At 50.9% G+C, this 26,197-nt stretch carries 25 protein-coding genes and 1 tRNA gene; 16 read left to right on the top strand and 10 right to left on the bottom strand.

The annotated features are described in order from the left end of the window. Positions 1–104: 104 nt before the first annotated feature. The 3 genes from tgt (at position 105) to C8E01_RS07895 (ending at position 3,363) form a co-directional block, all read left to right on the top strand. Positions 105–1,235 (top strand): tRNA guanosine(34) transglycosylase Tgt, encoded by a 1,131-nt coding sequence (gene tgt, locus C8E01_RS07885; RefSeq protein WP_116542821.1) that lies wholly within the window; start codon positions 105–107, stop codon positions 1,233–1,235. 110 nt (positions 1,236–1,345) lie between these two features. Then, positions 1,346–2,422, top strand: coding sequence for an LptF/LptG family permease (locus tag C8E01_RS07890; RefSeq protein WP_116542822.1), 1,077 nt, complete (start codon positions 1,346–1,348; stop codon positions 2,420–2,422). Continuing rightward, positions 2,422–3,363, top strand: a complete 942-nt coding sequence (locus C8E01_RS07895) for a DMT family transporter (RefSeq protein WP_116542823.1) — start codon at positions 2,422–2,424, stop codon at positions 3,361–3,363. Before C8E01_RS07890 ends, C8E01_RS07895 begins: the two co-directional genes overlap by 1 nt. Here the strand turns inward: C8E01_RS07895 and ispE are convergent. Both ispE and C8E01_RS07905 read right to left on the bottom strand, forming a co-directional pair. Next, complete coding sequence (gene ispE / locus C8E01_RS07900) at positions 3,319–4,125, bottom strand: 4-(cytidine 5'-diphospho)-2-C-methyl-D-erythritol kinase (RefSeq protein WP_116542824.1); 807 nt, start codon at positions 4,123–4,125, stop codon at positions 3,319–3,321. The genes C8E01_RS07895 and ispE overlap by 45 nt on opposite strands. A 184-nt stretch (positions 4,126–4,309) precedes the next feature. Continuing rightward, positions 4,310–5,440, bottom strand: coding sequence for a trans-sulfuration enzyme family protein (locus C8E01_RS07905; protein ID WP_116542825.1), 1,131 nt, complete (start codon positions 5,438–5,440; stop codon positions 4,310–4,312). A gap of 175 nt (positions 5,441–5,615) precedes the next feature. Here C8E01_RS07905 and C8E01_RS07910 point away from each other — a divergent pair, with 175 nt between their 5' ends. From C8E01_RS07910 to C8E01_RS07930, 5 genes are all read left to right on the top strand, one after another. Further along, positions 5,616–7,505: a glycoside hydrolase family 13 protein gene (locus C8E01_RS07910; protein ID WP_116542826.1), complete on the top strand. Its 1,890-nt coding sequence runs from the start codon at positions 5,616–5,618 to the stop codon at positions 7,503–7,505. 30 nt (positions 7,506–7,535) lie between these two features. Continuing rightward, positions 7,536–8,603, top strand: a complete 1,068-nt coding sequence (locus tag C8E01_RS07915) for a flavin reductase family protein (RefSeq protein ID WP_116542827.1) — start codon at positions 7,536–7,538, stop codon at positions 8,601–8,603. A 216-nt stretch (positions 8,604–8,819) separates the two neighbouring features. After that, positions 8,820–9,173, top strand: coding sequence for a hypothetical protein (locus tag C8E01_RS07920; protein ID WP_116542828.1), 354 nt, complete (start codon positions 8,820–8,822; stop codon positions 9,171–9,173). 16 nt (positions 9,174–9,189) lie between these two features. Beyond that, a complete protein-coding gene (locus tag C8E01_RS07925) occupies positions 9,190–10,797 on the top strand; it encodes a serine hydrolase (protein ID WP_165820595.1) in 1,608 nt (535 codons plus the stop codon). Positions 10,798–10,827: 30 nt separating this feature from the next. Next, on the top strand, positions 10,828–11,370 hold the full coding sequence (locus tag C8E01_RS07930; protein ID WP_116542830.1) for a hypothetical protein: 543 nt from the start codon (positions 10,828–10,830) through the stop codon (positions 11,368–11,370). A 97-nt stretch (positions 11,371–11,467) separates the two neighbouring features. On the opposite strand, the gene atpC is transcribed toward C8E01_RS07930, so the two are convergent. The 3 genes from atpC to C8E01_RS07945 form a co-directional block, all read right to left on the bottom strand. Next, a complete protein-coding gene (atpC, locus tag C8E01_RS07935; protein WP_116542831.1) occupies positions 11,468–11,713 on the bottom strand; it encodes an ATP synthase F1 subunit epsilon in 246 nt (81 codons plus the stop codon). 97 nt (positions 11,714–11,810) lie between these two features. Continuing rightward, positions 11,811–13,316, bottom strand: a complete 1,506-nt coding sequence (atpD, locus tag C8E01_RS07940; RefSeq protein WP_116542832.1) for a F0F1 ATP synthase subunit beta — start codon at positions 13,314–13,316, stop codon at positions 11,811–11,813. A gap of 267 nt (positions 13,317–13,583) precedes the next feature. Then, the gene (locus C8E01_RS07945; protein WP_116542833.1) at positions 13,584–14,036 is read right to left on the bottom strand and encodes a hypothetical protein; all 453 of its coding nucleotides are present in this window, start codon (positions 14,034–14,036) and stop codon (positions 13,584–13,586) included. A 234-nt stretch (positions 14,037–14,270) separates the two neighbouring features. On the opposite strand from C8E01_RS07945, the gene C8E01_RS07950 reads away from it, so the two are divergent. Then, positions 14,271–16,781 (top strand): S9 family peptidase, encoded by a 2,511-nt coding sequence (locus tag C8E01_RS07950; protein ID WP_116542834.1) that lies wholly within the window; start codon positions 14,271–14,273, stop codon positions 16,779–16,781. Positions 16,782–16,887: 106 nt separating this feature from the next. On the opposite strand, the gene C8E01_RS07955 is transcribed toward C8E01_RS07950, so the two are convergent. Then, positions 16,888–17,427, bottom strand: coding sequence for a hypothetical protein (locus C8E01_RS07955; protein ID WP_116542835.1), 540 nt, complete (start codon positions 17,425–17,427; stop codon positions 16,888–16,890). A gap of 320 nt (positions 17,428–17,747) precedes the next feature. Beyond that, complete coding sequence (locus tag C8E01_RS07960; RefSeq protein ID WP_133242744.1) at positions 17,748–17,984, bottom strand: hypothetical protein; 237 nt, start codon at positions 17,982–17,984, stop codon at positions 17,748–17,750. 585 nt (positions 17,985–18,569) lie between these two features. Between C8E01_RS07960 and C8E01_RS07965 the strand changes: the two genes are divergently transcribed. The 6 genes from C8E01_RS07965 (at position 18,570) to C8E01_RS07990 (ending at position 22,896) form a co-directional block, all read left to right on the top strand. Further along, positions 18,570–18,642 (top strand) — tRNA-Gln (locus C8E01_RS07965). A gap of 163 nt (positions 18,643–18,805) precedes the next feature. After that, entirely contained in the window at positions 18,806–19,735 is a 930-nt protein-coding gene (locus tag C8E01_RS07970) for a ribose-phosphate pyrophosphokinase (protein ID WP_116542837.1), read from the top strand. A gap of 140 nt (positions 19,736–19,875) precedes the next feature. Beyond that, complete coding sequence (locus C8E01_RS07975; protein WP_116542838.1) at positions 19,876–20,460, top strand: 50S ribosomal protein L25/general stress protein Ctc; 585 nt, start codon at positions 19,876–19,878, stop codon at positions 20,458–20,460. Positions 20,461–20,699: 239 nt separating this feature from the next. Further along, positions 20,700–21,263 carry an aminoacyl-tRNA hydrolase gene (gene pth / locus C8E01_RS07980; protein WP_116543027.1) on the top strand — a complete coding sequence of 188 codons (564 nt, stop codon included), beginning with the start codon at positions 20,700–20,702 and terminating at the stop codon, positions 21,261–21,263. A gap of 9 nt (positions 21,264–21,272) precedes the next feature. After that, positions 21,273–21,578: a hypothetical protein gene (locus tag C8E01_RS07985; RefSeq protein ID WP_116542839.1), complete on the top strand. Its 306-nt coding sequence runs from the start codon at positions 21,273–21,275 to the stop codon at positions 21,576–21,578. Between the two features lie 34 nt (positions 21,579–21,612). Then, a complete protein-coding gene (locus C8E01_RS07990) occupies positions 21,613–22,896 on the top strand; it encodes an MFS transporter (RefSeq protein WP_116542840.1) in 1,284 nt (427 codons plus the stop codon). 126 nt (positions 22,897–23,022) lie between these two features. Here the strand turns inward: C8E01_RS07990 and metG are convergent, their stop codons facing one another. Further along, positions 23,023–25,062, bottom strand: coding sequence for a methionine--tRNA ligase (gene metG, locus C8E01_RS07995; RefSeq protein ID WP_116542841.1), 2,040 nt, complete (start codon positions 25,060–25,062; stop codon positions 23,023–23,025). A gap of 140 nt (positions 25,063–25,202) precedes the next feature. On the opposite strand from metG, the gene C8E01_RS08000 reads away from it, so the two are divergent. Then, positions 25,203–25,463, top strand: a complete 261-nt coding sequence (locus tag C8E01_RS08000) for a hypothetical protein (RefSeq protein ID WP_116542842.1) — start codon at positions 25,203–25,205, stop codon at positions 25,461–25,463. 43 nt (positions 25,464–25,506) lie between these two features. Here C8E01_RS08000 and C8E01_RS21450 read toward each other — a convergent pair whose 3' ends face one another. Further along, positions 25,507–25,839, bottom strand: coding sequence for a hypothetical protein (locus tag C8E01_RS21450; RefSeq protein WP_133242745.1), 333 nt, complete (start codon positions 25,837–25,839; stop codon positions 25,507–25,509). 88 nt (positions 25,840–25,927) lie between these two features. Further along, positions 25,928–26,194, bottom strand: coding sequence for a hypothetical protein (locus tag C8E01_RS08010; RefSeq protein WP_243409477.1), 267 nt, complete (start codon positions 26,192–26,194; stop codon positions 25,928–25,930). Positions 26,195–26,197 lie beyond the last annotated feature (3 nt).

Here is a 26,197-nt window from a genome sequence, read left to right on the forward strand (position 1 = left end):
TTTGCAGATTATTTCGATAACCATTTAGCAAAAACCGGTAGCCCTCAGGCTGCTCAAGCAGTTGGCTTGCTTCTTGTAGCATAGTGCGCTGACAATCACATACCATGCAGTTTTCATTAGTAGCAAAAGATATACAGTCAAAAGCCCGTGCCGGGGTGGTAGAGACAGCGCATGGCGCCATCGAAACCCCGATCTTCATGCCCGTAGGTACGGCAGGCACCGTGAAGGCCGTGCACCAGCGCGAACTCAAAGATGACATCAAGGCCGAGATCATACTGGGCAACACGTACCACCTATACCTGCGCCCGGGCCTGAACATATTGGAGCAGGCCGGTGGCTTGCATAAATTCAACGGCTGGGACCGCCCGATCCTGACTGACAGCGGCGGCTACCAGGTGTTTTCGCTGGCCGGTACGCGCAAGATCAAGGAAGAGGGTGTAAAGTTCAAGTCGCACATCGACGGTTCTGCGCTGGATTTTACGCCGGAGAACGTGATGGATACGCAGCGCACCATCGGGGCCGACATCATCATGGCCTTTGACGAGTGCACGCCTTACCCCTGCGACTATACCTACGCCAAGAACTCGATGGAGCGTACGCACCGTTGGCTGCAGCGCTGCGTCGACCGCTTCGACTCTACCGAGCCCAAGTATGGCTACGACCAGACGCTCTTCCCGATCGTGCAGGGCAGTACTTACAAAGACCTGCGGGTGCAGTCAGCCGAGACCATTGCCAGCTTTGGCCGTGAAGGCAACGCCATAGGCGGCCTGTCGGTGGGCGAGCCAGCCGAGATGATGTACGAGATGACCGAAGTGGTGTGCGACATCCTGCCGGCTGATAAGCCCCGCTACCTGATGGGTGTGGGTACGCCAGCCAATATCCTGGAGAACATCGCGCTGGGCGTGGATATGTTCGACTGCGTGCTGCCGACCCGCAACGCGCGCAACGGCATGCTCTTCACCACGCAGGGCATCGTCAACATTCGTAACCTGAAGTGGGCCACCGACCACAGCCCGATCGATGCGGAACTAGGTGGCTATGTGAGCACGTTCTACAGCAAGGCCTACCTTCGCCACCTGGTACACAGCGGCGAATACCTGGCTGGGCAGATCGCCAGCGTGCACAACCTGACGTTCTACCTCTGGCTGGTCAAGCAGGCCCGCCAGCACATCATCGCCGGCACTTTCCGCGACTGGAAAGACGTGATGGTGAAAAAACTAATGGTAAGGCTCTAACGAGCTAGTTAAAAGTTAAGAGTTTAAAGTTAAAAGAGGGGGCTTTGCCTTCCTCCTTTACGAAAGCAAACTCTTAACTCATAACTTTTAACTCTTAACTAAAGCAAAGCTTGAAGCTAATTGACAAATACATCCTGAAGAAGTTCCTGACCACGTACGTGTTCACGGTGCTGATCATGGTCTCGGTGATTCTTGTGATTGACTTCACGGAGAAGAACGACGACTTTATCAAGCACAATGTGCCTATTTCAGAGATCATCTTCGACTACTACATCCACCTGATCCCATTCTACGCGAACATGCTGAGCCCGATCACGGTGTTCATCGCGACGGTGTTTGTGACTTCCAAAATGGCCTCGCACACTGAGATTGTGGCCATTCTGAGTGGTGGCGTCAGCTTCAAGCGCTTCCTGGTGCCGTACCTGATCGGGGCTACCATCATTGGTGCTTTGATTTTTGGCCTGATCGGCTGGGTGATCCCAAACTCGAACAAGGAGAGTGTGGCCTTTCAGGTAAAGTATGTAAAAAGCCCATTTACCTACGACACCCGCAATATACACGTAAAGATATCCCCTGACACTTATGTGTACATGGAAAGCTACAACGTCACGGCACACGTTGGTTATAACTTTGCCATCGAGGAAATAAAAGGCACTAACCTGAGCAAGAAACTAACGGCCAGCAGTGTGCAGTGGAACCCCGATACAGAGAAGTGGAAAGTAGACCGCTATACCTTGCGTACCTTTGACGGAGAGCGTGAAACACTTTACCATGGCGGTGTGCTGGATACCGCCCTCAACATATACCCTAAAGACTTCGAGAGCACCTACAAGTTGGAGCAAACGATGACCCTGCCCGAGCTAAATCGCTTTATTCAGGAAAAACGGGACCGTGGCGCTGATGATATAGAAACCTACCTGATCGAGAAATACGAGCGCTACAGCTATCCTTTTGCGATCATCATCCTCACTGTGATCGGGGTGATCGTGAGTGCCCGCAAGGCACGGGGCGGTGTAGGTATGCAGATCGCGCTAGGCTTCTTCCTAGCCTTTGTGTTCATTATCTTCGTGATTACGAGCCGCAGTCTGGCGCAAGTTGGCGACCTTGACCCGATGTATGCAGCCTGGGTGCCGAGTATTATTTTCACAGGTATAGGCTTTCTTCTTTACCGTTATATTCCACGCTAATGCCGCGTCTTAAGGACTTTATCGAGCTCCATTTCATTGTATTGTTATGGGGCTTCACCGCCATTTTGGGCAAATTGATCACGATTCCGGCAGTAGAGCTGGTTTTCCTCCGCACCCTGATCGCCGCTTTGGCACTGGGTGCTATCATTTACCGACGCAAGACACAGTTTTGGCTGGGGCGCACCAACATGTTCATCATCATGGGTGTCGGGCTGATGATCTCGGCCCATTGGATCCTGTTTTTTGCCTCGGCCCGCATCTCGTCGGTTTCGCTCTGCTTGGTAGGTATGGCCACTTGCAGTTTGTGGACGGCCCTACTGGAGCCAGCCTTCACAAGCAAAAAACTAAAAGTTCACGAAATCCTGCTGGGCGTTATCATCTTAGTGGGTCTCTACATCATTTTCCAGGCCGAGACGGAGTTTGACAATATGCTTGGAATAGGCATGGCGGTTGGCTCTGCGCTGCTGGGCGCAATCTTCACGATCATCAATGCCAGACTGGCTAAGAAGCATCCTTCCACCACCATCACCGCCTATGAAATGGCGGGCGCCTGTATCGGCACAGCACTTTTCTTCCCTATCTACGCCGATCTGTTTACGGAGACGGGTACGCTGAGCTTTGCCATGAACGGCATGGATTGGATATACCTGTTGCTATTGGCAGTGGTGTGTACAGTGTACGCTTATACCGCTTCGGTAAGGCTGATGCAGAAAATATCGGCCTATACCGTTAACCTGACCGTGAACATGGAGCCAATTTACGGCATCCTACTGGCCTGGCTAATCTTCAACGAGAATGAGCAGATGACCTCCAACTTCTACATCGGGGCTACCATCATTCTGCTCAGTGTGTTCATCCACCCGGTATTGGATACGTATAGCGAGCGCCGCAAAAAGCTAAAGGAGGCCTTTCCAGAGAAGGTAGTGGCCGGGAAAGAGTAGGCTGCCAGGTTCGTTTTTGAAAAGGCCGTACACGGCAGATCCTGAGCCGGTCATGGAAGCATAGTCGGCTCCTGCGCTGTACAGTTGCTCCTTTATACCCGCCAGTTCCGGATAGCGCGGGAAAAGCGCCTCCTCAAAATCATTCCTGAGCACTTCTTTCCATACCGGCACATCCTGCTTCAAATACATCTCAATGCCGCAGCTAGGCTTTTTAGGCACGATATTGCCATAGGCTTCGGCTGTGGTGATATGGATGCCCGGATATACCACTATACAGGTATAGTCGCTTAGGTCCAGTTCCACGGGTTTGAAAACATCTCCCTTTTCTACTGCGATCACCGGTTTATTCCGGATAAAAAAGGCGCAGTCGCTGCCAAGTTGGCGGGCGTAGGCCTCGAGTTGATCTTTACTTAGGTTGAGCTCGAACAGACTGTTGAGCTGCTTCAGGGCAAAAGCCGCATCGGCAGAGCCACCTCCCAGCCCCGCTCCCATCGGAATGACCTTGTGTAGGTGCATGTGCACGGGTGGCAACTGAAAGTCCTGCTGCAGCAGCCGATAAGCCTTCAGACACAGGTTCGTATCCGGGTTACCGGGCACGGGCAGGCCGCTCATGGTAAAGGCCTCCGTCTCAGCTGGCACGACCTCCAGCGCATCGCACCAGCGCACCGGATAAAAGCACGACTCCAGGTTATGGAACCCATCAGGGCGCTTCTCTGTCACGAGCAGTCCCAGGTTTATTTTAGCATTCGGAAAATCCAGCATAGGTTCGTATTTATCTGCCTTGGAGAACTCCTGTTGGAAGCTCTTATGACAAAAGACTTTTAGACAAAGGACGAAAGACTTGATCGTATCATCATACGGCTTCAGAAAATGAATATCCTTACTGACGCAGGTATAGCCCTATCCTTTTCTATCTCACTCAATCACTCATTCACTAAATCAATCACTAAACCTTATCCAGCGCCTGCGCCAAATCAGCCAGCAGATCTACAGTCTCCTCTATACCTACAGACAGTCGGATGACTCCCAGCGTAATGCCGAGCTTCTGCTGCTGCTCCGTGCTTAGGCTGCGGTGCGAGGTGCGGAGTGGGTGCGAAATGGAGCTGCTTACCCCTGCCAGCGATGGGGCAAACGGAATGTGCTTCAGCGACCGCATAAAGGTGTTGACCGTTTCCAGATCGTCTTCGAGACGGAAAGAAAGCATGCCCCCGAACATGCCGGAGCCCTGCCCCTTGGCCAGTCGGTGTTGTGGGTGCTGCGACAGACCAGGGTACCATACCTGCTTCACTTTCGGATGGTTACATAAAAACTCGGCTACTGCCATCGCATTGAAGCAGTGCTGCTTCATCCGCACGTTCAGCGTCTTGAGACCGCGGGCGGCCAACCAGCTCTCGAATGGGCTCAGGTTGAGACCGTAAACCCGCATGATCTGTTTGCTGCGCTCCATGTCCTCTGCCTTGCCCGCCACTACTGTGCCCGCCGTCACATCGCTGTGCCCCGACAGGTATTTGGTCACACTGTGGATCACCATGTCAGCTCCGAGGTGCAGCGGTTTGGTAATGACCGGGGAGGCGAAGGTATTGTCAATAAGCAGCTTTATACCTGTGCGCTTGGTTTCGGCGGAGAGCCGTTGTAAGTCCACTACCTGCAGCAGCGGATTGCTCATGGTCTCAGCCAGCAATAGCTTGGTATTTTCCCTTACATGCCCGTCCAGGGTATACAGCTCCTCACTCGGCACATAGCTTACAGCTATACCCATGCGGGTCAGCTCCTGCGAGAGCAAGGCCGCTGAGCCGCCGTAGATCTCCTCGGCGCACAGCAGATGGTCGCCTGACTGGCAATACGTGAGCACCGCCGTCAGGATGGCTGACATCCCCGACGAAGTGGCCACAGCTCCGGCACCGCCTTCCAGTTTGTTCACCTCTTCGGCCAACTCATCAGAATTGGGGTTGCCGTAGCGGGTGTACATGTACTTTTGGTCCGGTTGCTCGAAGTACAGCTCCAGATCGTTCAGGTCTTCGAAGGTGAACACCGAGGTCTGGTAAATGGGCGTGGTTTTCGGGTGGATTTGTGCCATGGTCAGGTATAAGTAAAACTCGCCTTGAAGTTAAGAAGTAAATTTCTATATATTGTGCAGGTATAGCGCCTAGGCCTATCAGAGAGCCCCTATACTTTTATGACCGTACTTAACACAGGGAAACAGGCATATTCAGCCATGTATCCGGAGCGCTTCAATTACAAAGACCATCTTTATGAAATCACTATTTTCAGGGCAGATAAAGCTTATAAAACTGGGGGTTCTCCTCCTTCTGCTGGGTACGGGTTGTAACCCTCCAGCCCTAAAGTCTGAACAGGCTGCTGCGTATCACACAACAGATGATAACACGGAATTTGTACCGCAATGGGCAAAAACGGTCGTCTGGTATCAGATATTTCCGGAGCGCTTCCGGGATGGGGACACAAGCAACAACCCCACCGTTGCCGATATTCTGGGAGCAGACCCACAAGAGCCTCCGAAAGCATGGCACGTGCACCCCTGGGGAAGTGACTGGTATCAGCTGCAGGATTACGAAAAGAAGAACGGCGAACCTGAAATGTGGAAGCATCTGCTTAGAAGGCGCTATGGGGGTGACCTGCAGGGCATCATCGACAAACTGGACTACCTGCAGGACCTGGGTATAACAGCCATTTACTTAAACCCGGTTTTTCAGGCACCCTCCCTGCACAAATACGATGGTGAAAGCTACCATCACATCGATCCGAACTTTGGTCCTGACCCAGAAGGTGACCGAAAACTGATCGCGACTGAAAATCCGCTGGATCCTGCCACCTGGGTATGGACGAGTGCTGACGAGCTGGCTCTGCAGCTGATCAGAGAGGCCCATAAGAGGGGAATGAAAATTATATTCGACGGGGTATTTAACCACTTGGGCTATAACAGTTTTGCATTTCAGGATGTCCTGAAAAACCAGCAGCAATCGCCTTACAAAGACTGGTTCATCATCAAATCCTGGGACGACCCTGAGAAGGGCACCAAATTCGATTATGAAGGCTGGTTTGGCGTGAAGTCTTTGCCTGAGTTGCGGGAAGACAGTACCGGGATAGTGGAGGGACCCCGGCAGTACATCTTTAATGCCACGGAACGCTGGATGAACCCGAAAGGAGAAGGTATAGAAAACGGCATTGACGGCTGGAGACTCGATGTAGCCTTCTGTGTCGGCCATCCTTTCTGGAAGAAATGGAGAACGCACGTTCGCTCTATCAACCCTGAGGCGTATATGACCGCCGAAATCGTTGATACGCCGGACAAGGTGAAACCCTACATGCAGGGAGATGAATTTGATGGTGAAATGAACTACAACTTTGCCTTTGCCGCTGCGGAGTTCTTCTTTAACCCGGATACCATGCGCATTTCGGCCACCGAGTTCGACAGCAAATTAAAAGCGCTGCGGGAGCTGTACCCGCCCGGTGTAGCTTACGTTTCCCAGAACCTGTTCGGAAGCCACGACTCCAACAGAATAGGCTCCCATATCGTGAATCGTGGAATCGGGAATTTCAGAGACTGGGGTAAGTATTTCAACACATCCGTTGCACTCAACAACCCCAATTACTCTACACGCAAGCCGCAGCACGAAGACATCCAGCTACAAAAACTGTTTGTGATCATGCAGATGACATATGTAGGCGCTCCCATGGTCTATTATGGAGATGAAGTGGGTATGTGGGGTGGTAATGATCCGGACTCCAGAAAGCCGATGGTATGGGCGGATTTGCAATACGCCGACGAGGTTTTCAATGCAGATGGCTCTACCCATGCCCCGGACAAAGTAGCGATCAACCAGCCATTATTTGAACATTATAAAAAGCTTATCCATATAAGAAAGGAGCAGCCGCCACTGCAGTCGGGCACCTATAAGCTATTGCTTGCTGATGATAAAAGGGATTTGCTGGCATTTGAACGGAGCTATAAAGGCGAAAGCGTGATCGTGGTTATTAATAACAGCTCTCAGGAAGCCGAAATAGCGTTGCCTGAATTATCGGGAAAGTGTTATAAGGACTTGCTGAGTTCACAGCAATTTAGACAAGGTGACAAAATAGCCGTTGCTGGCAAATGGGGGCTCATACTGTCAAATTGCCCTTAGCAAACGTAACCTTTACACATAACACACATCATGACACACCCTATACCTGACGACAATAGATACTACCGCAGCCTGATCATCCGTCACATTCAGGAGGAAATACCCGGCGTGAAAACGTTCGCGCTGGAGCCCGAGGATGGTAAGCCACTTCCGTACAAAGCCGGCCAATACCTGACGCTGGTGCACCACAGCACGCAGGGCGAAGTTCGCCGCTCCTACTCCATCACTTCCTCCCCCGCGCTGCAGGAGCCGCTCACAATTGGAGTGAAGCGCATCGAGAACGGCCTCTTTTCCCGCATGCTCATCGACAATGCCCGTGTCGGCGACAAACTGATCACGACCGGGGCAGCTGGTTTGTTTACCTTACCAGAAGAAGGCACAGACTACAAGCAGATTTTCTTTCTGGCGGCCGGCAGTGGCATTACGCCCATCTTTTCGCTGCTCAAAACGCTGTTGTACGCCCGTCCCGAGCTGTCGGCTGTGCTCTTCTACAGCAACAGCTACCCAGAAAAAGCCATGTTCCAGAAACCCCTGCAAGAGCTGTCGACCCTGTTCCCCGAAAGGCTGCACACCGAATTTCTGTACAGCAACTCCCCTGACCTGAGCCGGGCGCGACTGCACAAAGACCTGCTGCAGCGTTTTATCAGCTCCCTCTCCAGGGCGCCGCAGGATGAGCTGCTTTTCTACATCTGCGGTCCTGATAACTACATGCGCCTGATGTCTTTTGCGCTGCGCCAGTTCGGTATACCGGAGAGCAATATCCGGAAGGAGATTTTCAATACTGACATCCGCAAGCCTGCCAAGCTCATGCCACCCGACACAGCAGCCCACAAGGTTACCCTGCACATCGGCGGCAGCGCGCACCAGATCGTTTCGCGTTATCCCAACAACATACTCCAGAGTGCCCGTCAGTCAGGTATAGCGATGCCCTACAGTTGCGAAACCGGCAAGTGCGGCAGTTGCCTGGCCCGGGTGTTAAAAGGCAAGGTATGGATGTCCTACAACGAGGTGCTCACCGAGCGGGATATCGAGAATGGTATGACGCTTACTTGCGTTGGCTTTCCGGTAGACGGAGACGTGGAGCTGGAAATCCTGTAGCAACGCTTTCCTGAGTCCTACAATATCTTCTGAAAAGAGTAGTTTTTTTATAAATTGAATGTAGGTTTTGCTATATTTAAAGGGACTTAGTTTACTGAGACTATACTTAGCCTTGGTGCTTTGGAGGCTGGAAAAGTTGTCAAATAAGCTTAGGCCATACCCAATCAGCGTGATCAGCAAACACTAATATTACAGTCTTACTCAACTACACAGCTCATGAAAACATGCTCCGCCATCGCCGGATTAGTGCTTTTATCCCTCGCGGCAAATGCTCAGGAAACACAGGATTTAGATCGTCCGCAGCTCCGGTTAAAGCCGTCTAACAAAAAGCTCGACCTGAGCTATCTGGAGAAAGGCTCCTCCATCGACAAGTTAAACCCGCTTGGGAAGCCAAGCAGCAGGTATAGCCTGTTCCCGAAATCTTCTACAACAAGCGCTGCTAATGCAGAAGTCAATGAGCCCAGGTCCTCCATGCCTGTCCTCGTGCCTGACTCTACCATCCAGTTTTCAATCCTGGCCCTGAAACCTGACTCCACAATGGCGTTTCCGATGCCTGTTATAAAACCTTAGCCTATACCTGTTGATCATGAAAAAGTCTACTCCGCACTTACTCATACTCACGCTGCTTTGGCTGGGCTCTGTTCTTCCGCTTCAGGCACAGTCTATTAGCCCACAGGAAATCGACCAGGTAGTGGAGCGGGCCATGACTGCCTTCCAGGTGCCAGGTATAGCCGTCGCCGTTGTGAAAGACGGGAAAGTGGTGCACATGAAAGGTTACGGCGTCAACTCAACTAAAACAGGTGAGAAAACCACGGAGCATACCTTATTCGGCGTGGCCTCCAACACCAAGGCCTTCACGGCGGCATCGCTGAGTTTGCTGGTGGAAGAAGGAAAGATCAAGTGGGATGACAAGGTGGTGAAGTACATACCTGAGTTCCGCCTCTACAACGACTACGTGACAGAGGAATTCACAATCCGGGACCTCCTGACCCACCGCAGTGGCCTGGGCCTAGGAGCCGGCGACCTGATGATGTTCCCTGATGGCAACGACTTCACGGTAGACGACCTGATCCGTAACATTCAATACCTGAAGCCGGTGTCTGCTTTCAGAACGAAGTATGACTATGATAACCTGCTCTACATTGTAGCCGGTGAGGTAGTGGCCCGCGTGACAGGCACAAGCTGGTCAGAGTTCACCGAAAAGCGCATTTTGCAGCCACTGGGCATGACGCGCAGCGCCGCCAGCTACGACAGGCTCCGGGACTTGACCAACACCATCGAAGCCCATGCCGTGGTAGAAGGTAAGTTGAAGGTTATTGACCGTTACAACCTGCCTTTCGGGGCCGCTGCCGGGGGGATGTACACCAGCGTGCACGACCTGAGCAAGTGGCTGATCATGCTGATGAACGAGGGAAGGTATGGCGATGAACTGAAACAGCGCCTGCTCACGCAACGCGTCATCTGGGAGCAGTGGACGCCGCAAACCATTATACCTTACAACGGCAAGAGCCCCTTCAACACGCACTTCCGGTCTTACGGGCTTGGTTGGTTTCTGAGCGATGTGAAGGGCCACAAAGAAGTGAGCCACACGGGCGGTCTGCCAGGTATGGTGAGCCAGGTAACCATGCTGCCCGAGCTGAACCTGGGCATCATCGTGCTCACAAACCAACAAAACGGCCAGGCCTTCCGCTCCATCACCAACACCATCAAGCAGGCCTACCTGGGTATGGAAGCCCACGACTGGGTGGCAGAGTTGAAGCAGGAAGAGGATGAATACATGAAAGAAGCCACCGCTTATACCAACAAGATTTGGGACGATGTAAACAAAGTGCTGAAAGAGAAGAAGTCGAAAGTGGCTTTTGACAATTACGTGGGTACTTTCGAAGACAAGTGGTTCGGCCACGTTGAGGTCTACAAACAAAAGAATAAGCTCTACTTCAAGTCACTTCGATCGCCAAGGCTGCAGGGCGAAATGCTCTACTACAAAGACAATACCTTTGTGGTGAAGTGGACGGATCGCAGTTTTGAGGCCGATGCCTTTGTGGTGTACGTGCCGGATCAGGAAGGCAAACTCTCTGGCATCAACATGAAGGCCGTCTCCCCGCTCACCGACTTCAGCTACGATTTCCATGACCTGGATTTCACCAGAGTGCAGGTTGTGCCGCAAAGCTCTGCAGCACCAGTCAGGAAGTAGACTCAGCTATACCTTAACCTTACGCCCTTTATGACCAGGAAAAGCATTTATCTAACCATCGGAGCAGCGCTCTCACTTTGCTCCCATACCTATGCTCAAGAGTCTGCTGATGCAGAAGGTAACCAGGGCTTCAGGAAGAATGCCATTCTGGCAACCATGGGCACTGTCGGGCTGATGGGCGCTTACAACCTGAGTTTTGAGCGGATGCTTCTGGCCAGTAAAGAAGGTTCTATTCAGGGCCTATGGACTAAAGCGGGGGTTGGTGGTTGGGGTGTCTGGTCAACCGGAGGACCTTACCAGTCGCTGATGCTCGGCACGATGACAGGAAAAAGGAACAGCCACTTGGAACTCAACGGTGGACTAGCCCGCATGTTCAACAAAACCGGCTATGACCATGCTGAAGACATGAGCACATACTTCTCTGAGCCGCAACCGCTAAAGTCGGATTACATCCACATCAGAATAGTTGGCGCGGTGGGTTACAGGTTCCAGAAGCCTACAAGCCGCTTCCTCTTTCGGAGTGGCGTAGGCTACCCCGAAACACTATACCTGGGTATAGGCGCAGCTTTCTAGTTTACTGCCCGACTTCAAAACAGTTCAAAAAGCAAAAAACCCCTTCCGCTCTTATCAAGCAGAAGGGGTTTTTTTATATGCTTTAGCTTGTGCTGTACTACTCCGTAACGGACTCAGCCAGTACGATGATCTTGTTGTTCAGCACTTCTACCACACCACCATCCACGGTAAAGAACTCCTGTCCTTGTTTGGTAGTGATACGGATTCTGCCGCTTTCCATGGTGCTGATAAGGGGAGCGTGCATGTTCAGGACTTCAAACGAACCGTTTGAACCCGGAAACTGGGCCGACTCTACCTCACCGGCAAAAACCTTCTTGTCAGGTGTGATTATCTCTAAATACATCCTTTATTTAGTTGAGAGTTAAAAGTTAAAAGTTTAAAGTTAGGATTAGCTGAACACCACTCTTAACTCTAAACTTTTAACTCTAAACTAATTAAGTCTATTTTGCTTCGGCCATCATCTTCTCACCTTTCACTACGGCGTCTTCAATGGTACCTACCAGGTTGAAGGCTGCCTCAGGCAGGTGATCGTACTTACCGTCCATGATCTCGTTGAAGCCACGGATGGTGTCTTTGATGTCTACCAACACACCGGCAAGACCAGTAAACTGCTCTGCTACGTGGAACGGCTGAGACAGGAAACGCTGCACACGGCGCGCTCTGTGTACCACCTGCTTATCTTCTTCAGAAAGTTCGTCCATACCCAAGATGGCGATGATATCCTGAAGTTCTTTGTAACGCTGCAGGATCTCTTTCACACGCTGTGCTGTACCGTAGTGGTCTTCGCCCAATACGTCAGCAGAAAGGATGCGTGAAGTAGAGTCCAGTGGATCCACCGCAGGGTAAATACCAAGCTCGGCAATCTTACGGGAAAGTACTGTTGTAGCGTCCAAGTGAGCGAACGTTGTCGCTGGAGCCGGGTCAGTCAAGTCATCCGCAGGTACGTAAACGGCCTGTACAGATGTAATGGAACCACGCTTCGTTGACGTGATACGCTCCTGCATAGCACCCATCTCTGTTGCCAGCGTTGGCTGGTAACCTACCGCTGATGGCATACGACCAAGAAGGGCCGACACCTCAGAGCCCGCCTGCGTGAAGCGGAAGATGTTGTCGATAAAGAACAGGATGTCACGACCAGCACCGGTGCCGTCACCGTCACGGAAGTTTTCTGCGATCGTAAGACCAGACAGGGCCACACGCGCACGCGCCCCAGGAGGCTCGTTCATCTGACCGAACACCAGCGTCGCCTGCGATTTCTCCAGTTCCGCCATGTCCACTTTCGACAGGTCCCATCCGCCAGCTTCCATTGAGTGCTTGAACTCGGCACCGTAACGGATAATGTCTGACTCAAGGAATTCGCGAAGCAAGTCATTTCCTTCGCGGGTACGCTCACCTACACCGGCAAACACTGACAGACCTGAGTAGGCCTTGGCAATGTTGTTTACCAGCTCCATGATCAATACCGTTTTACCCACACCGGCACCACCGAACAGACCAATTTTACCACCTTTTACATAAGGGGCCAAAAGGTCGATTACCTTAATACCAGTATAAAGGATTTCAGAAGAAGTTGCCAGGTCTTCGAAACGCGGCGCAGCACGGTGAATTGGCAGACGCGTAGTAGCATTAGGCTGTGGAATACCATCGATCGCTTCGCCGATTACGTTGAAGAGACGACCGTTGATAGAATTGCCAGTAGGCATCGTGATTGGACCGCCCAGGTCATTAACCTGTGCACCACGGGTAAGGCCTTCGCTGGAGTCCATCGCAATGGTACGTACACGATCTTCGCCGAGGTGCTGCTGCACTTCCAGCACAATGCGTTGGCCGTTTTCTTTAATTACCTCAAGCGCATCGAGGATGTTTGGTAATTTTGCGTTTTCACCCGCAAAGCTAACGTCCACAACCGGACCGATAACCTGGGTAATTCTGCCAATATTCGCCATTTGACTTTTTATATTGATTAACTGTATAACGGAGTTATTTCAAGGCGCAAAACTAAGGTATATTAAGGACAATTCCACACAACACCCCAAAAAGTTTTAACTTACTCAATATCAAAGTATAGGCCTTGCTATTCAAGCCGCTTTCATTACAAAGGCCTTGCCTGTATTAAAAAGCCAACCTGCTGCACCAAACACAGGAATGTATACCCTATACCTGATGCTTCACTCAAAATCGCCTGCGCAAATAAAGAGAGCGTAGTGGCGGCTCTACAAGCGTTCTAACACCAACTGTACTTCCTTGGTCTTGCTTGATTTGTCTTTCGTGCTCGGCAGAGGCGCCACACCCAACAGCCTGATGGTATAAGGTATGGCGCCTATCACCACCACCGCAGCATCCTCAGATTTACTGCCACCGGCGCAATCGCCCAGGCACATGGTAATGGTTTCCCCTATGCCCTCTCCAGTCTCCACTCTCAACTTCACCTCCACCCTGCCATAAGTCACACAAACTACATCGCTCGGGCACCTGCTGTCGCTCACATGCTCTACCATTAACCTGACAATGTGAACAGCCTCGGGTCCACTGTTATTGTACAAAGCCGCCTGCCCTTCTTTAAGCTTGATTTCCTGCCCCAGCATGGCATTAACAGTACCCAAATCTTCTTTTGAGCAGGACAAAAGCAGACAGAGCAGCGTGGCAACAAAGAATAAGTTTTTCATGATACAGCGCTATACTTTAACTGTTTGACCCTAAATTGCAGCGGAACGTTGCATCTGGGACAGATCTTACGTTTGTGCTAACACGCCGACTCTATTTATACCTTAAATATGACATGCTGAAGTTACCTATATTTTATCATAACGCTATTTAAACTATTCCGCTTTTTGCCAGTCTATACCTTCCGAGCGGCTTATACCTGTTCAACTGATCTAACCAACCAAACCAACCTTTTCATGAAGAAAATTTACCTTCTCGCTATGCTGCTGATAGCGGGCATCAGTGTACAGGCACAGCAGTCTGGCACGCCGACCAAGGGCAATTACCAGCTGGCTTCCCGCTTCTCGCCCAAAAAGCTGGAGAAACTTATTTTCACCACCAACCTCGATCCGCACTGGCTCAAAAACTCCGACCGCTTCTGGTACGAGTACGAGACCAGCAATGGCAAGAACTGGTACATCGTAGACCCGGCCACCAAATCCAAGAAGCTGCTCTTAGACAATGCCAAAGTAGCCTCTGCCGTAACCATGATCGTGCAGGACCCCTTTGATGCGCAGAACCTGCCTATCCAGAACCTGAAGTTCACGGAAGACGAAAAGAGCGTGCAGTTCGAGATCAAGAGCTCGATCGACCAGGTGAAGAAAGACCGTCTGGACAAGAAGGCCGCCGATTCGCTCGAAAAGAAGACGTTCTACTTCCGCTATAACCTGACTACAGGCCAGGTAGTGGAGCTGAAAGACTTCGAAAAAATTAAGCCTAAGCCACGCTGGGCTTCTATCTCACCGGACCAGCAGGTCGTGCTATTCGCCAAGGAACACAACCTGTACTGGATGGACAAAGCCAACTACGAGAAGGCTTTGAAGAATGAGAAAGACACCACCATTGTAGAGCACCAGCTGACCAAGGATGGCGTGGAGTACTATACCTACGGCGACTCCCGCGGCGAAACGAACGTGGAGCGCGAGAAGAACAAGAAAAACCGCAAGCCAGCTTTTGTCCTTTGGTCACCGGACTCCAAGCAGTTTGCCATGGTGCGCACAGACGAGCGCAAAGTGAAAGACCTATGGGTGCTGCACCACACGGCCCAGGGCCGCCCTGCTTTAGAGACCTACAAGTATCAGATGCCAGGTGAGAAAGAAGCCCCTAAAAGAGAGTTGCTGATCTTCGACTTTGCCAACAAAACGCAGAAACGCATCAACACGGCTGCCTTCAAAGACCAGGAGCTTTCCCTATGGTCGGCCCCTGCCCTGCAAAAGCAGCGCGACGATGAGCACCGTCCGAACATGTGGCACGGCACCAAAGACAAGCTGTACTTCACCCGCACCAGTCGCGACCTCAAGAAGATAGACGTTTGCGAACTGGATATCGCTTCGGGCAAGGTAACCCCTGTTATAGAGGAGCGCTTCAATACCTACATCGACATCAACCGCATCGGGCTGGTGAAAGGCGGCAACGAGATCATCCACTGGTCTGAGCGCGACGGCTGGGGCCACTTCTACCTGTACGATGGCAAGGGTAACCTGAAAAACCGCATCACCAGCGGTTCCTTCCATGCGGAAGACCTGGTAGGTATAGACGAGAAAAACCGCGTGCTTTACTTCACAGCCAACGGTCGCGAAAATGGCGAAGACCCCTACCTGATGCACCTCTACCGCATCAACTTCGACGGCAGCGGCATGACCTTGCTTAACAAAGGCAACTTCGATAACAACATTAGCCTTAACGACAACAATACTTTCTTTGTAAACACGGCATCACGCGTGAATACCGTACCAGTATCGGCGCTGTATGACACGAAAGGCCGCAAGGTGATGGACCTGGAGAAAGCCGACCTGAGCCGCCTGATGACGACCGGGTATAAATTCCCGGAGCCATTTATGGTGAAGGCGGACGATGGCATTACCGATCTGTACGGCGTGATGTACAAGCCGTTCGACTTCGACTCCACCAAAACCTACCCGATCATTACTTACGTGTACCCAGGTCCGCAGACCGAGGCAGTGAACAAGTCTTTCGGCCGCAGCATGGACCGTATCGATCGTCTGGCGCAGTTGGGTTTTGTGGTTGTAACAGTAGGTAACCGCGGTGGTCACCCGGCCCGCTCTAAGTGGTACCACACCTACGGCTACGGCAACCTGCGCGACTATGGTCTGGCTGACAAGAAAGCGGCCATCGAGCAACTGGCCGACCGCCACCGCTTCATCGACATCAACCGTGTAGGTATAACAGGTCACTCAGGTGGTGGCTTTATGTCCACGGCCGCTATGCTCGTATACCCTGATTTCTTCAAGGTAGCTGTATCGGGGGCCGGTAACCACGAGAACAACATTTACAACCGCTGGTGGAGCGAAAAGCACCACGGCGTGAAAGAAGTGGTGACGCCAAAAGGAGACACAACCTTTGTGTATGCCGTTGAGAAAAACCCGGACCTGGCGCGCAACCTGAAAGGTCATTTGATGTTGGCAACCGGCGACGTAGACAACAACGTACACCCGGCCGGCACCATCCGTATGGCCCATGCACTGATCAAAGCCAATAAGCGTTTCGATTTTGTGATGCTGCCTGGTCAGCGCCACGCTTTCGGCGACATGACCGAGTACTTCTTCTGGATGATGGGCGATTACTTCACCAAGCACCTGCTCGGCGACTTCTCACAGCCAGTGGACATCAAGGAGATCAACCGCGAGGTTGAAAACGTAGGCAACAAGCGACGAACTGGTGTTGTAGCCGCTCCTGACGAGGAATAAGGTATAACACCAGCATATAAACACAAAACAGCCGTAGTGAGAATCATCTCGCTGCGGCTGTTTTTTTATAAGGCTATACCTGCGCCATGCGCAAAGCTATACCTGATTAAAGATCGATTCTGAGCACCCAACGACCTGGCTCTAAAATGGTGAAACGCACTTCCCGGTCGATGCTGGATGTCCCCATCAGGTTGGAGGCTCTGAAACGAACCGTTCCTTCGAAGGGAAGCACCATGTTCTCAAAACCGATAAAGTTCTGCGAAGAAAGGTGGTTGCCACTGCTGCCCACCAACTGCAGGTCATTCAGGTCACGTATCACCCGGCCTGACTGCATGACAATAACATCAACCATGTTTCCCTCAGTGCTTTGCTTGGTTAGCGAAGCCCGCTGCACATCCCGCTTATAAGAGACCCGGGTCTTCTTAACGCTCGGCGCCTTTTTTTTCGTCTTTGCATCATCATCCCGCACATAAGTCACTTTTGTCGTGTCCTGTCCCTTCACGATGGTATCCTGGAGGGAGACTATTAACTCAGAAACATAGGAAAAAGCGGCCCCCTCATGCAGTTGAGCGGTTGCGGTGCCGCGCGCTGCTTCCAAACTGAAGGCGGCGCACAGCAACACGGGTAAAAGGTATACCTGTTTCATAGCGATGTCTTATAATGACTGACATTAAACCACAGTGAACATAATACTTAAACACATCATTACCAACAAGTAAGGACATTATTTAGTAGACAGCACCCTGCCATACGCAGACTTACTTAAAACGAAATCTCCGCCATGCGCAGCTTGTAAACAAACGGTGCATGGCGGAGATTGCCTGTTATTTTAAAGGTGTGTGTTAAATTAGAGAATCTGAGCCCAAATGGCCCGGAATAAGCGGAAGGCTAAAAATTTGAACATAATCGTAAGCGTAATCTTATATTAAAGTATTCCTTAAGCAAACTCCGTATTCGAGAGGAAGGCTATAAATGTTTCAGCATTTCGATTTGCTCGTCGTTGAGCAGGATGTAGCGGTTGTTAAAAGGGTTGGCAAAAAACTTCTCAGCTATCACATATTCCCCAGTATCCATTTTGTGAATGTTATAACTAAAAAGACTGTTGGAGCGCTCAATAATCAGTTCTGTGCGGCTTAGATCGAGCTCACGGCCGCAGGTCGTCGTGATGATGTCAGTATTGACCGTCATGGTAGTTGAATACATAATTGGAAGATTTAGCAAGGTTCTTTACGCAGGACCAGCCAGTTAGTGACATTAGAAGTCCATAAAATCAGTTAAACTTATCCACATCATCTCTTTAAGCCCCTGAAACATACCTCACACCTCAATACAAAAGGTGATTTACCTATGACGAGCAAGTAAATTTATGCCATACAGGCAAGTTATGCCCGTATACTTGCAGGAGTAAAATAGCCGGCACACCTTTGCTCCCATACTTGGATTGATTTAAATTTCAGGACTTACATTTTTTTTTAATCGGGCGCTGTGGGGTCTTGTTACGGTTTTGGCTAATCCGGAAAAGCAGCCCGATTCTGAAAAATAACGATAGAATAAGACCGTGAATTTCATTCAATTAGGCGAAACATTGGCCCTCTGAGACCTCTTGTATTGATAAGATTTGGATTGTGTTCGCATACCCAAAAAGCACGAGGACACGGCGCTAAAGCAGATTTTGGACTAAGATTTTCAAAAAATTTTGAGGCAAATGTTTGCAGTTTAAAATAGCCTGCCTATCTTTGCATCACTGAACGACGAAGGGGCTTCCACCCTGAAATCTAGTAGGTAGCTTGTCCGATGGTGTAACTGGCAACACGTCTGATTTTGGTTCAGAAGAGTCCAGGTTCGAAACCTGGTCGGACAACTTAAAAAGGCAACCCACAGCAATGCGGGTTGCCTTTTTTGCTTTACACCCTCCCGCCTAACTAATTAAAAATCAGAAATATCAGGTAGCATATTTGCGGAATTTCGTAGCTTTGCAGGCATAATAACCTAAAAACCAAACCCTACAAATATTTAGCATTATTATGCCACAGGTAAAAATTTTCGCTGGCTCCGCCTCCAAGTACTTAGCCGAAAAAATTGCTGTCGCTTATGGCACGCAACTCGGTGACCTTGAGCTTCTACGTTTTAGCGACGGGGAGATGGCACCACACTTCAATGAATCTGTTCGCGGTGCCGAAGTGTTTCTGGTGCAATCCACGTTTCCGCCAGCCGACAACCTGATGGAACTTATGCTGATGGTAGACGCTGCCAAACGCGCCTCAGCCCACAAAGTGATCGTCGTGATGCCATATTACGGTTACGCCCGCCAGGACCGCAAAGACAAGCCCCGCGTTTCGATCGGCTCTAAAGTGCTGGCCAACGCCATCCAGTCAGTGGGCGCTGACCGCCTGATGACCTGCGACCTGCACGCTGGCCAGATCCAGGGCTTCTTCGACATTCCGGTTGATCATCTGGATGGTTCGGCCATCTTCGTGCCCTACCTGCGCAGCCTCAACCTGGGCAACGACCTGATCTTCGCTTCTCCTGACGTAGGTGGCGTGGTTAGAACGAGAGCATTCGCAAAGAACTTCGGCGCTGAGATGGTTGTCTGCGACAAACACCGCAAACGGGCTAACGAGATCGCCTCTATGCAGGTGATCGGTGATGTGGAAGGTATGGATGTGGTGCTTGTGGACGACATGGTGGACACAGCCGGCACGATTACGCAAGCCGCCAAACTCTTGAAAGACAAAGGTGCCAAAACTGTTCGTGCCATCGCAACGCACCCTGTGTTGTCAGGCCCGGCTTACGAGCGCATCGAGAACTCTGTGCTGGAAGAACTGGTGGTTTCTGACACCATCCCTCTGCGCCAGGAATGCTCCAAGATCAAGGTGCTTTCGTTCTCCGAACTGTTCGCCCGCGCCATCAACAACGTAGTGACGCACGAATCTATCAGTTCGCTGTTTATATAAGTTTCAATTGCTGAATGGCTGAATGGTTAAATTGTTGATACTCTTGAAGAAATAAATAGCAACAATTTAACTATTCAGCCTTCAACAATTAAAATAAAAACCCTACCTTTGTGGCCTAAAAATTTTAACAAATTCATTTTATGAAAACTTTAGAGATTATAGGGTTTAAAAGAGCAAATCTCGGTAAAGCACAGACGAAAGAGCTGCGCAATGAGTCTTTTGTACCAGGTGTACTGTATGGCGGCACTGAGCAAATTCACTTCTACGCCCCAGCTATCCTGTTCAGAGACTTAGTTTATTCTCCAGAAGTATACGAAGTTGATCTGAATATCGAAGGCACGCACTACAGAGCGATCCTTCAGGACGTACAGTTCCACCCAGTAAACGAAATGCTGCTGCACGTAGACTTCCTGCAGCTTGATGAGAACAAAGAAGTTAAGATCGACGTGCCTGTTAAGTTCGTAGGTACATCTCCAGGTGTAATGGTAGGTGGTAAGCTTGTGACAAAACTGCGTAAGCTGAAAATCAAAGCACTTCCAGCTAACCTTCCAGACTACATCGAGGTGAACATCTCTGAATTGGAACTTGGCAAGTCTATCAAAGTGAGCAAAATTGCGAAAGGTAACTACGAAATCCTGACCAACCCACTTGCTCCGGTAGCAACCGTTACGATTCCACGTGCTCTTAAGAGTGCACAGACAGAAGAAGCTCGCGGCAAGAAATAATTATTGCTGCTTCAATAGCAACAAGATCCTGTCCTGCTCCGAGCGGGGCAGGATTTTTTGTTTCTTTTAAATTGCTAAATGGTTTAATTGTTAAATTGTTGGTTAGGCAAGAGAAATCGCCTTACGAATCAACAATTTAACCATTTAACCATACTCAGTTGAACAATTCAACAATTAGCGCAATAAAACAGTGGCTTGGCCTGACGAAACAGGCAGCCGCCGATACGGAAGATACAAGTATGAAATACCTGATCGTGGGCCTTGGCAACATAGGCCCGGAATACGCAGAGACGCGTCATAATATTGGTTTTATGGTGCTGGACTATCTGGCGCAGAAATTTGATGCGAAGTTTGACACAGGTCGCCACTCCTTTGTGACCGAGATCAAAAGCAAGGGCCGCACTTATGTGCTCGTGAAGCCCACCACCTACATGAACCTGAGCGGCAAAGCGGTAAGTCATTGGTTGAGCAACCTGAAGCTGACACCGGATCAGATGATGGTGATCACCGATGACATTGCGCTGCCTTTCGGCAAAATTCGAATTCGCGCCAAGGGAAGTGCCGGTGGGCACAACGGTCTGAAGCATATTGAGCAGACACTGGGCCATAACAACTACCCGCGCCTGCGCTTCGGGGTTGGCGACACCTTCCACAAAGGCAAGCAGGTAGATTACGTGCTCAGCAATTTCAGCGACGACGAAAAGATAGACCTGCAAGGTATAATCGAAAAAGCAGCTGAGTCTATTATTGCTTTTGGCAGCATTGGGCTGGAGCGCACCATGAATCAGTACAACACCAAGTAAGTAGCTCCTATGGTCGGCTTCCTGCTCAGTCGCAAGACAGACTTCTACTTCTGGACAGGTATACTGTTGGGTATAGCTACAATGGCAAATTTCGGAACTGCTTACACGGAGACCGGCTATGCGCAAGGCTTATTCCCAGTGGTGTCTGTTATCCTGTTCTTACTTTCCGTCACGTTGGCAAGCTTCTACTTTTGGAGCCAGAACAGGGCCGCTAGCAAGCTGGAGAGCGGTTGTTTTGGAGGTATAGCCACTTTAATTATGCTGTTTAATCTGGGCTATAACCTGCTGTGGGTGATTGCTTCACTTCTGGGGTAGTATTACAAATAAATCAGTAAAACGAGGGCATATCATGAAACGCCTGTTCCTTTTATACCGCAATGCATTTGGAGGGCTCTCACGCCCGGCCTGGATGCTTTCGCTGGTTATGTTCATCAACCGAAGCGGCGCTATGGTGATCCCATTCCTGGGCGTATACCTGACCGAGTCGCTTGGCTTTACGATGAAGGAAGCGGGTATCATCCTGAGTATTTACGGGCTAGGTGCGGTGTGTGGCGGTTTTTTGGGCGGTTGGCTCACCGATAAGATCGGGCATTTTAAAGTGCAGTCCTTTAGCCTTACGGTTGGGGGTAGCTTATACCTGATGTTCCTGTTCCTGGAGAAGTTTGAGCACATGGCGGCAGGTGTGTTTGTACTGAGCCTGGTAAACGACATGTTGCGGCCTGCCAACGCCTCTTCCATTGCGCACTATGCCAGGCCAGAGAACGTTACCAGAGCCTTTTCGCTGAACCGGATGGCCCTGAACCTGGGCTTCTCTATCGGTCCTGCCCTGGGTGGCATGGTAGCGGCTATCTCCTACAAATTCCTGTTTATTGGCGATGCAGTAGGCTGTATGATGGCTGGCCTGTTCTTTTACATTTACTTTAAGAACAAGCAGGGGCACCGAACACCTCGCAAAGCAAAAGTTGAAACGGCTGTCACAGAAGCAAACCTCGGCGAAACAGAAAAAGTCCGCTCCCCTTATAGGGATAGGCTATACCTGCTTTTCGTCGTGCTCAATGCGGGCTTTGCGATACTTTTCTTTCAACTGCTGTCGACCTTGCCGCTATACTACCGCCAGGTATACGCGCTGCCGGAGCAGAACATCGGTGGGCTGCTTGCCCTGAACGGGTTCATTGTGTTTATGCTGGAGATGATCTTCGTATACCTGATCGGAGACAAAATAAAGAAGTCGTGGTTGATAACGGTAGGGGTGCTGGTGCTGGGGTTTTCCTTTGTGACTCTGAACCTGGGACAGCACATCTTACTGCTGTATATAGCCATGACCTTGCTCAGTTTGTCGGAGATTTTGGTAATGCCTTTTATGGCTACCATTTCGGTGGAGCGCTCCAACAACAGTAACCGCGGCTCATACATGGGCCTGTACACAATATCGTATGCGGCTGCCCACGTGGTGGCTCCTTACATGGGCACCACTATTGCCGCCCGCTACGGTTTTGATACGCTGTGGTGGGCGCTCGGCGCTTTTGCGATCGTGGTGAGTTTGGGGCTCTACTTTGTAGTGAAGAAAATAGATATTGCTGCACCCAAAGCGGCCATTGCAGCAGGCGAAGCCAAAGGTATAGCCGTGGGCTAAGCTCCAAAGCCACTCGGGCTGCTGACCAAACTCCTGTACCTGGCCCAATAGACCCGGAAGCCAAAATAAAAAGCCCTTGCCTTTCGAAACAGGCAAGGGCTTTTCTACTAGCTTGGCAGGTATAGTTTAGCTTACAGTACCCCCGTTTTTCACTTCTTTGCTTGGCTGCACAAAAGCCAGCGAACCGTCGGCATTCTCCGCCATCAGGATCATGCCCTGGCTGGTGATGCCTTTGATCTCGCGCGGGGCCAGGTTCACCAGGATGCTCACCTGCTGCCCGATGATCTCCTCCGGGTTGAAGAACTCGGCGATGCCACTCACCACCGTGCGCTGGTCTATACCTGTGTCGATCTTCAGCTTCAGGAGCTTCTTGGTCTTGGCCACTTTCTCGGCTTCTATGATCGTACCGATGCGGATATCCATTTTGCTAAAGTCCTCAAAAGAGATGTTCTCCTTAGCTGGCTCTACCACCGCATTAGCCACTTCGTTAGCTTTCTTGGTGTCGAGGAGTTTCTGCACCTGCGCCTCTACGGCAGCGTCTTCCACCTTCTCAAACATCAGCTCTGGCGTACCGATGACATGGCCCACTGGCAGTAAATCAGCTGAGCCTGCTTCTGCCCAAGTTCCTACTGGCTTATTGAGCATACTGCCCAGTTTCTGGGCCGATGTCGGCAGGAATGGCTCCATCAGAATGCTCAGGCTGGCTGAGATCTGCAGCGCAATGTTCATGATGGTTTTCACGCGCTCCTCATCCGTCTTGATCAGCTTCCAGGGCTCGGTGTCTGCCAGATATTTATTACCCAAACGGGCCAGGTTCATCAGTTCGCTCAGGGCATCGCGGAAGCGGTAGCGCTCGATGTAGGTGGCGATGACCATCGGCATACCTTCCAGTACACCCAGTACCTCCTTATCATAGTCCTGCAGCTCGCCGCGGGCCGGCACCTCGCCTTTGTAGTACTTTTGGGTAAGCACCACAGCACGGTTAATAAAGTTGCCCAGAATGGCTAGCAGTTCGTTGTTGTTGCGAGCCTGGTAGTCTTTCCACGTGAAATCGTTGTCCTTGCTTTCCGGTGCGTTCGCGCACAAGGTATAGCGCAGCACGTCGCCTTTGCCCGGGAATTCCTCGAGGTACTCGTGCAGCCACACCGCCCAGTTGCGGGAGGTGGAGATCTTGTCGCCTTCGAGGTTGAGGAATTCGTTGGCTGGCACGTTATCGGGTAGCACGTAATCGCCGTGCGCCTTGAGCATGCTAGGGAAGATGATACAATGGAATACAATGTTATCCTTGCCGATGAAGTGCACCAGCTTGGATTCTGGGTCTTTCCAGTAGGTTTCCCAGTCGGGCGTGAGATCCTTGGTGGCGGAGATGTAGCCGATCGGGGCGTCGAACCAAACGTAAAGCACTTTGCCTTCAGCGCCTGCTACCGGCACCGGCACGCCCCAGTCGAGGTCGCGGGTAACGGCACGGGGCTGCAGGCCCTGGTCAATCCAGCTTTTGCACTGCCCGTATACGTTCGGCTTCCAGTCGCCTTTGTGGCCTTCCACGATCCACTCACGCAGCCAGGCCTCATACTCGTTCAGCGGCAGGTACCAGTGCTTGGTTTCACGCATCACGGGTACAGCGCCGCTCAGCGTGCTTTTCGGGTTGATCAGGTCGGTGGCGTTGAGCGAAGTACCGCAGCTCTCACATTGGTCGCCGTAGGCGTTCTCGTTGCCGCACTTCGGGCAAGTACCCACAATGTAGCGGTCAGCGAGGAATTGCTGTGCCTTCTCATCATAGTATTGCTGTGTGGTCTGCTCTATGAACTTACCGTCGTTGTAAAGCTTCAGGAAAAAGTCAGAAGCCGTTTCGTGGTGTGTTTGGGAAGAAGTACGGGAGTAGATGTCGAAGGACACATTGAAGTCCTCGAACGACTTTTTGATCAGCTCATGGTACTTGTCCACGGCCTGCTGCGGTGTGATGCCTTCTTTCTTGGCGCGGATCGTGATCGGCACACCGTGCTCGTCGGAGCCGCAGATGAATTTTACATCTCTGCCCTGTGAGCGCAGGTAGCGCACATAAATGTCGGCAGGCAGGTATACGCCAGCCAGGTGACCGATGTGCACCGGACCGTTGGCGTAAGGCAGGGCTGCCGTTACAGTATATCGTTTATAGTTTTCAGCCATAGTTCTCGTAAAAACGCAAATATACAAATACCGGTCGGATTGACAGGGCACATGCTACCCATTCCAAAAAAATGGCAGGTATAAACTGACTAGTCTTTTACTTTTCCGTAAACGGTAAACCACCTAATCACCCAAAGTATATGAAGAACCAGGATAATTTCCACGAGAAGAAGCGCGATAGCGGCCACTTGGGGAAAGACAGCGACAAAAAGAAAGTGAGCGGCAAGCCTGCTCCCAAAAGTGCCGACCGCGAATCGGAGAACACCCCACCCGATCACGAAGTTTACGTGGATCTGGAACCGGATGAACTACATATCGGCGACGAGGAGATTGAGATTGAGGACGTGAGCGATCTGCGGGAAAAAGACACTGACAAGGGTAAAAACAAAAAGAAAAAATAAGCAAGAAGCGCTGCCTGGATGGGCAGCGCTTCTTGCTTATACCTTAGTTGTTTCCAACTGGCGGTTTGGTGGGAAGTATGCGCAGGATGCGGTGGCGTGTAGAATCCACCGGGGCATTGGGCAATTGCTGCGGGCGCACTTCAGGCGGCAGATTGACAGGCGCATTGCGGTTATACTCTTCAATATTGCGCTTGCGGTTTATGTCGCTCGCCTGCTCATACATCTGATCACGTACCGGATCGCCATTATTATACCTGACACGCTGCGAATGATTAGGATTAGGGGGCAATGTCCCTCCGCCTCCTTCCGAGAGTGAGGTGCAGCCCATTAGCCCGAGCAGCGCAATCCCTCCTATCCAGTCTATATACCTTTTCATCTCGTTTCATCTTAAAATAGTAAAATAAAGAACTTAGCTAAAGCACTCTATACTATGTATACGGATGAAAAAGTATAAAAGAATGCGTTTATTCATTTATATCAGCTAAGCTACTCTGCCCCACTTGTGTGAGCATGAGTCCCTCCGGAGCAGGTGTTACCCAGGCTAATTTTGCCAGGTGATGCTCTGCTTCCTTCTGCACGTCTTTGTACTTCGGATAGCGCTCCTGCAGGTATGGGTACAGTTCCTGATAAGACAGCACCTCGCCCGCTTGTATATTTCCCGCCTTAAAAGCCGCCATAATAGTCTGCGCCAGATTTTCTATGTTCTCCGCTTCAGAATGTAATTCAGTCATGTT

It is taken from the genome of Pontibacter virosus, assembly GCF_003096355.1.
In the GTDB taxonomy this organism is placed as follows: domain Bacteria; phylum Bacteroidota; class Bacteroidia; order Cytophagales; family Hymenobacteraceae; genus Pontibacter; species Pontibacter virosus.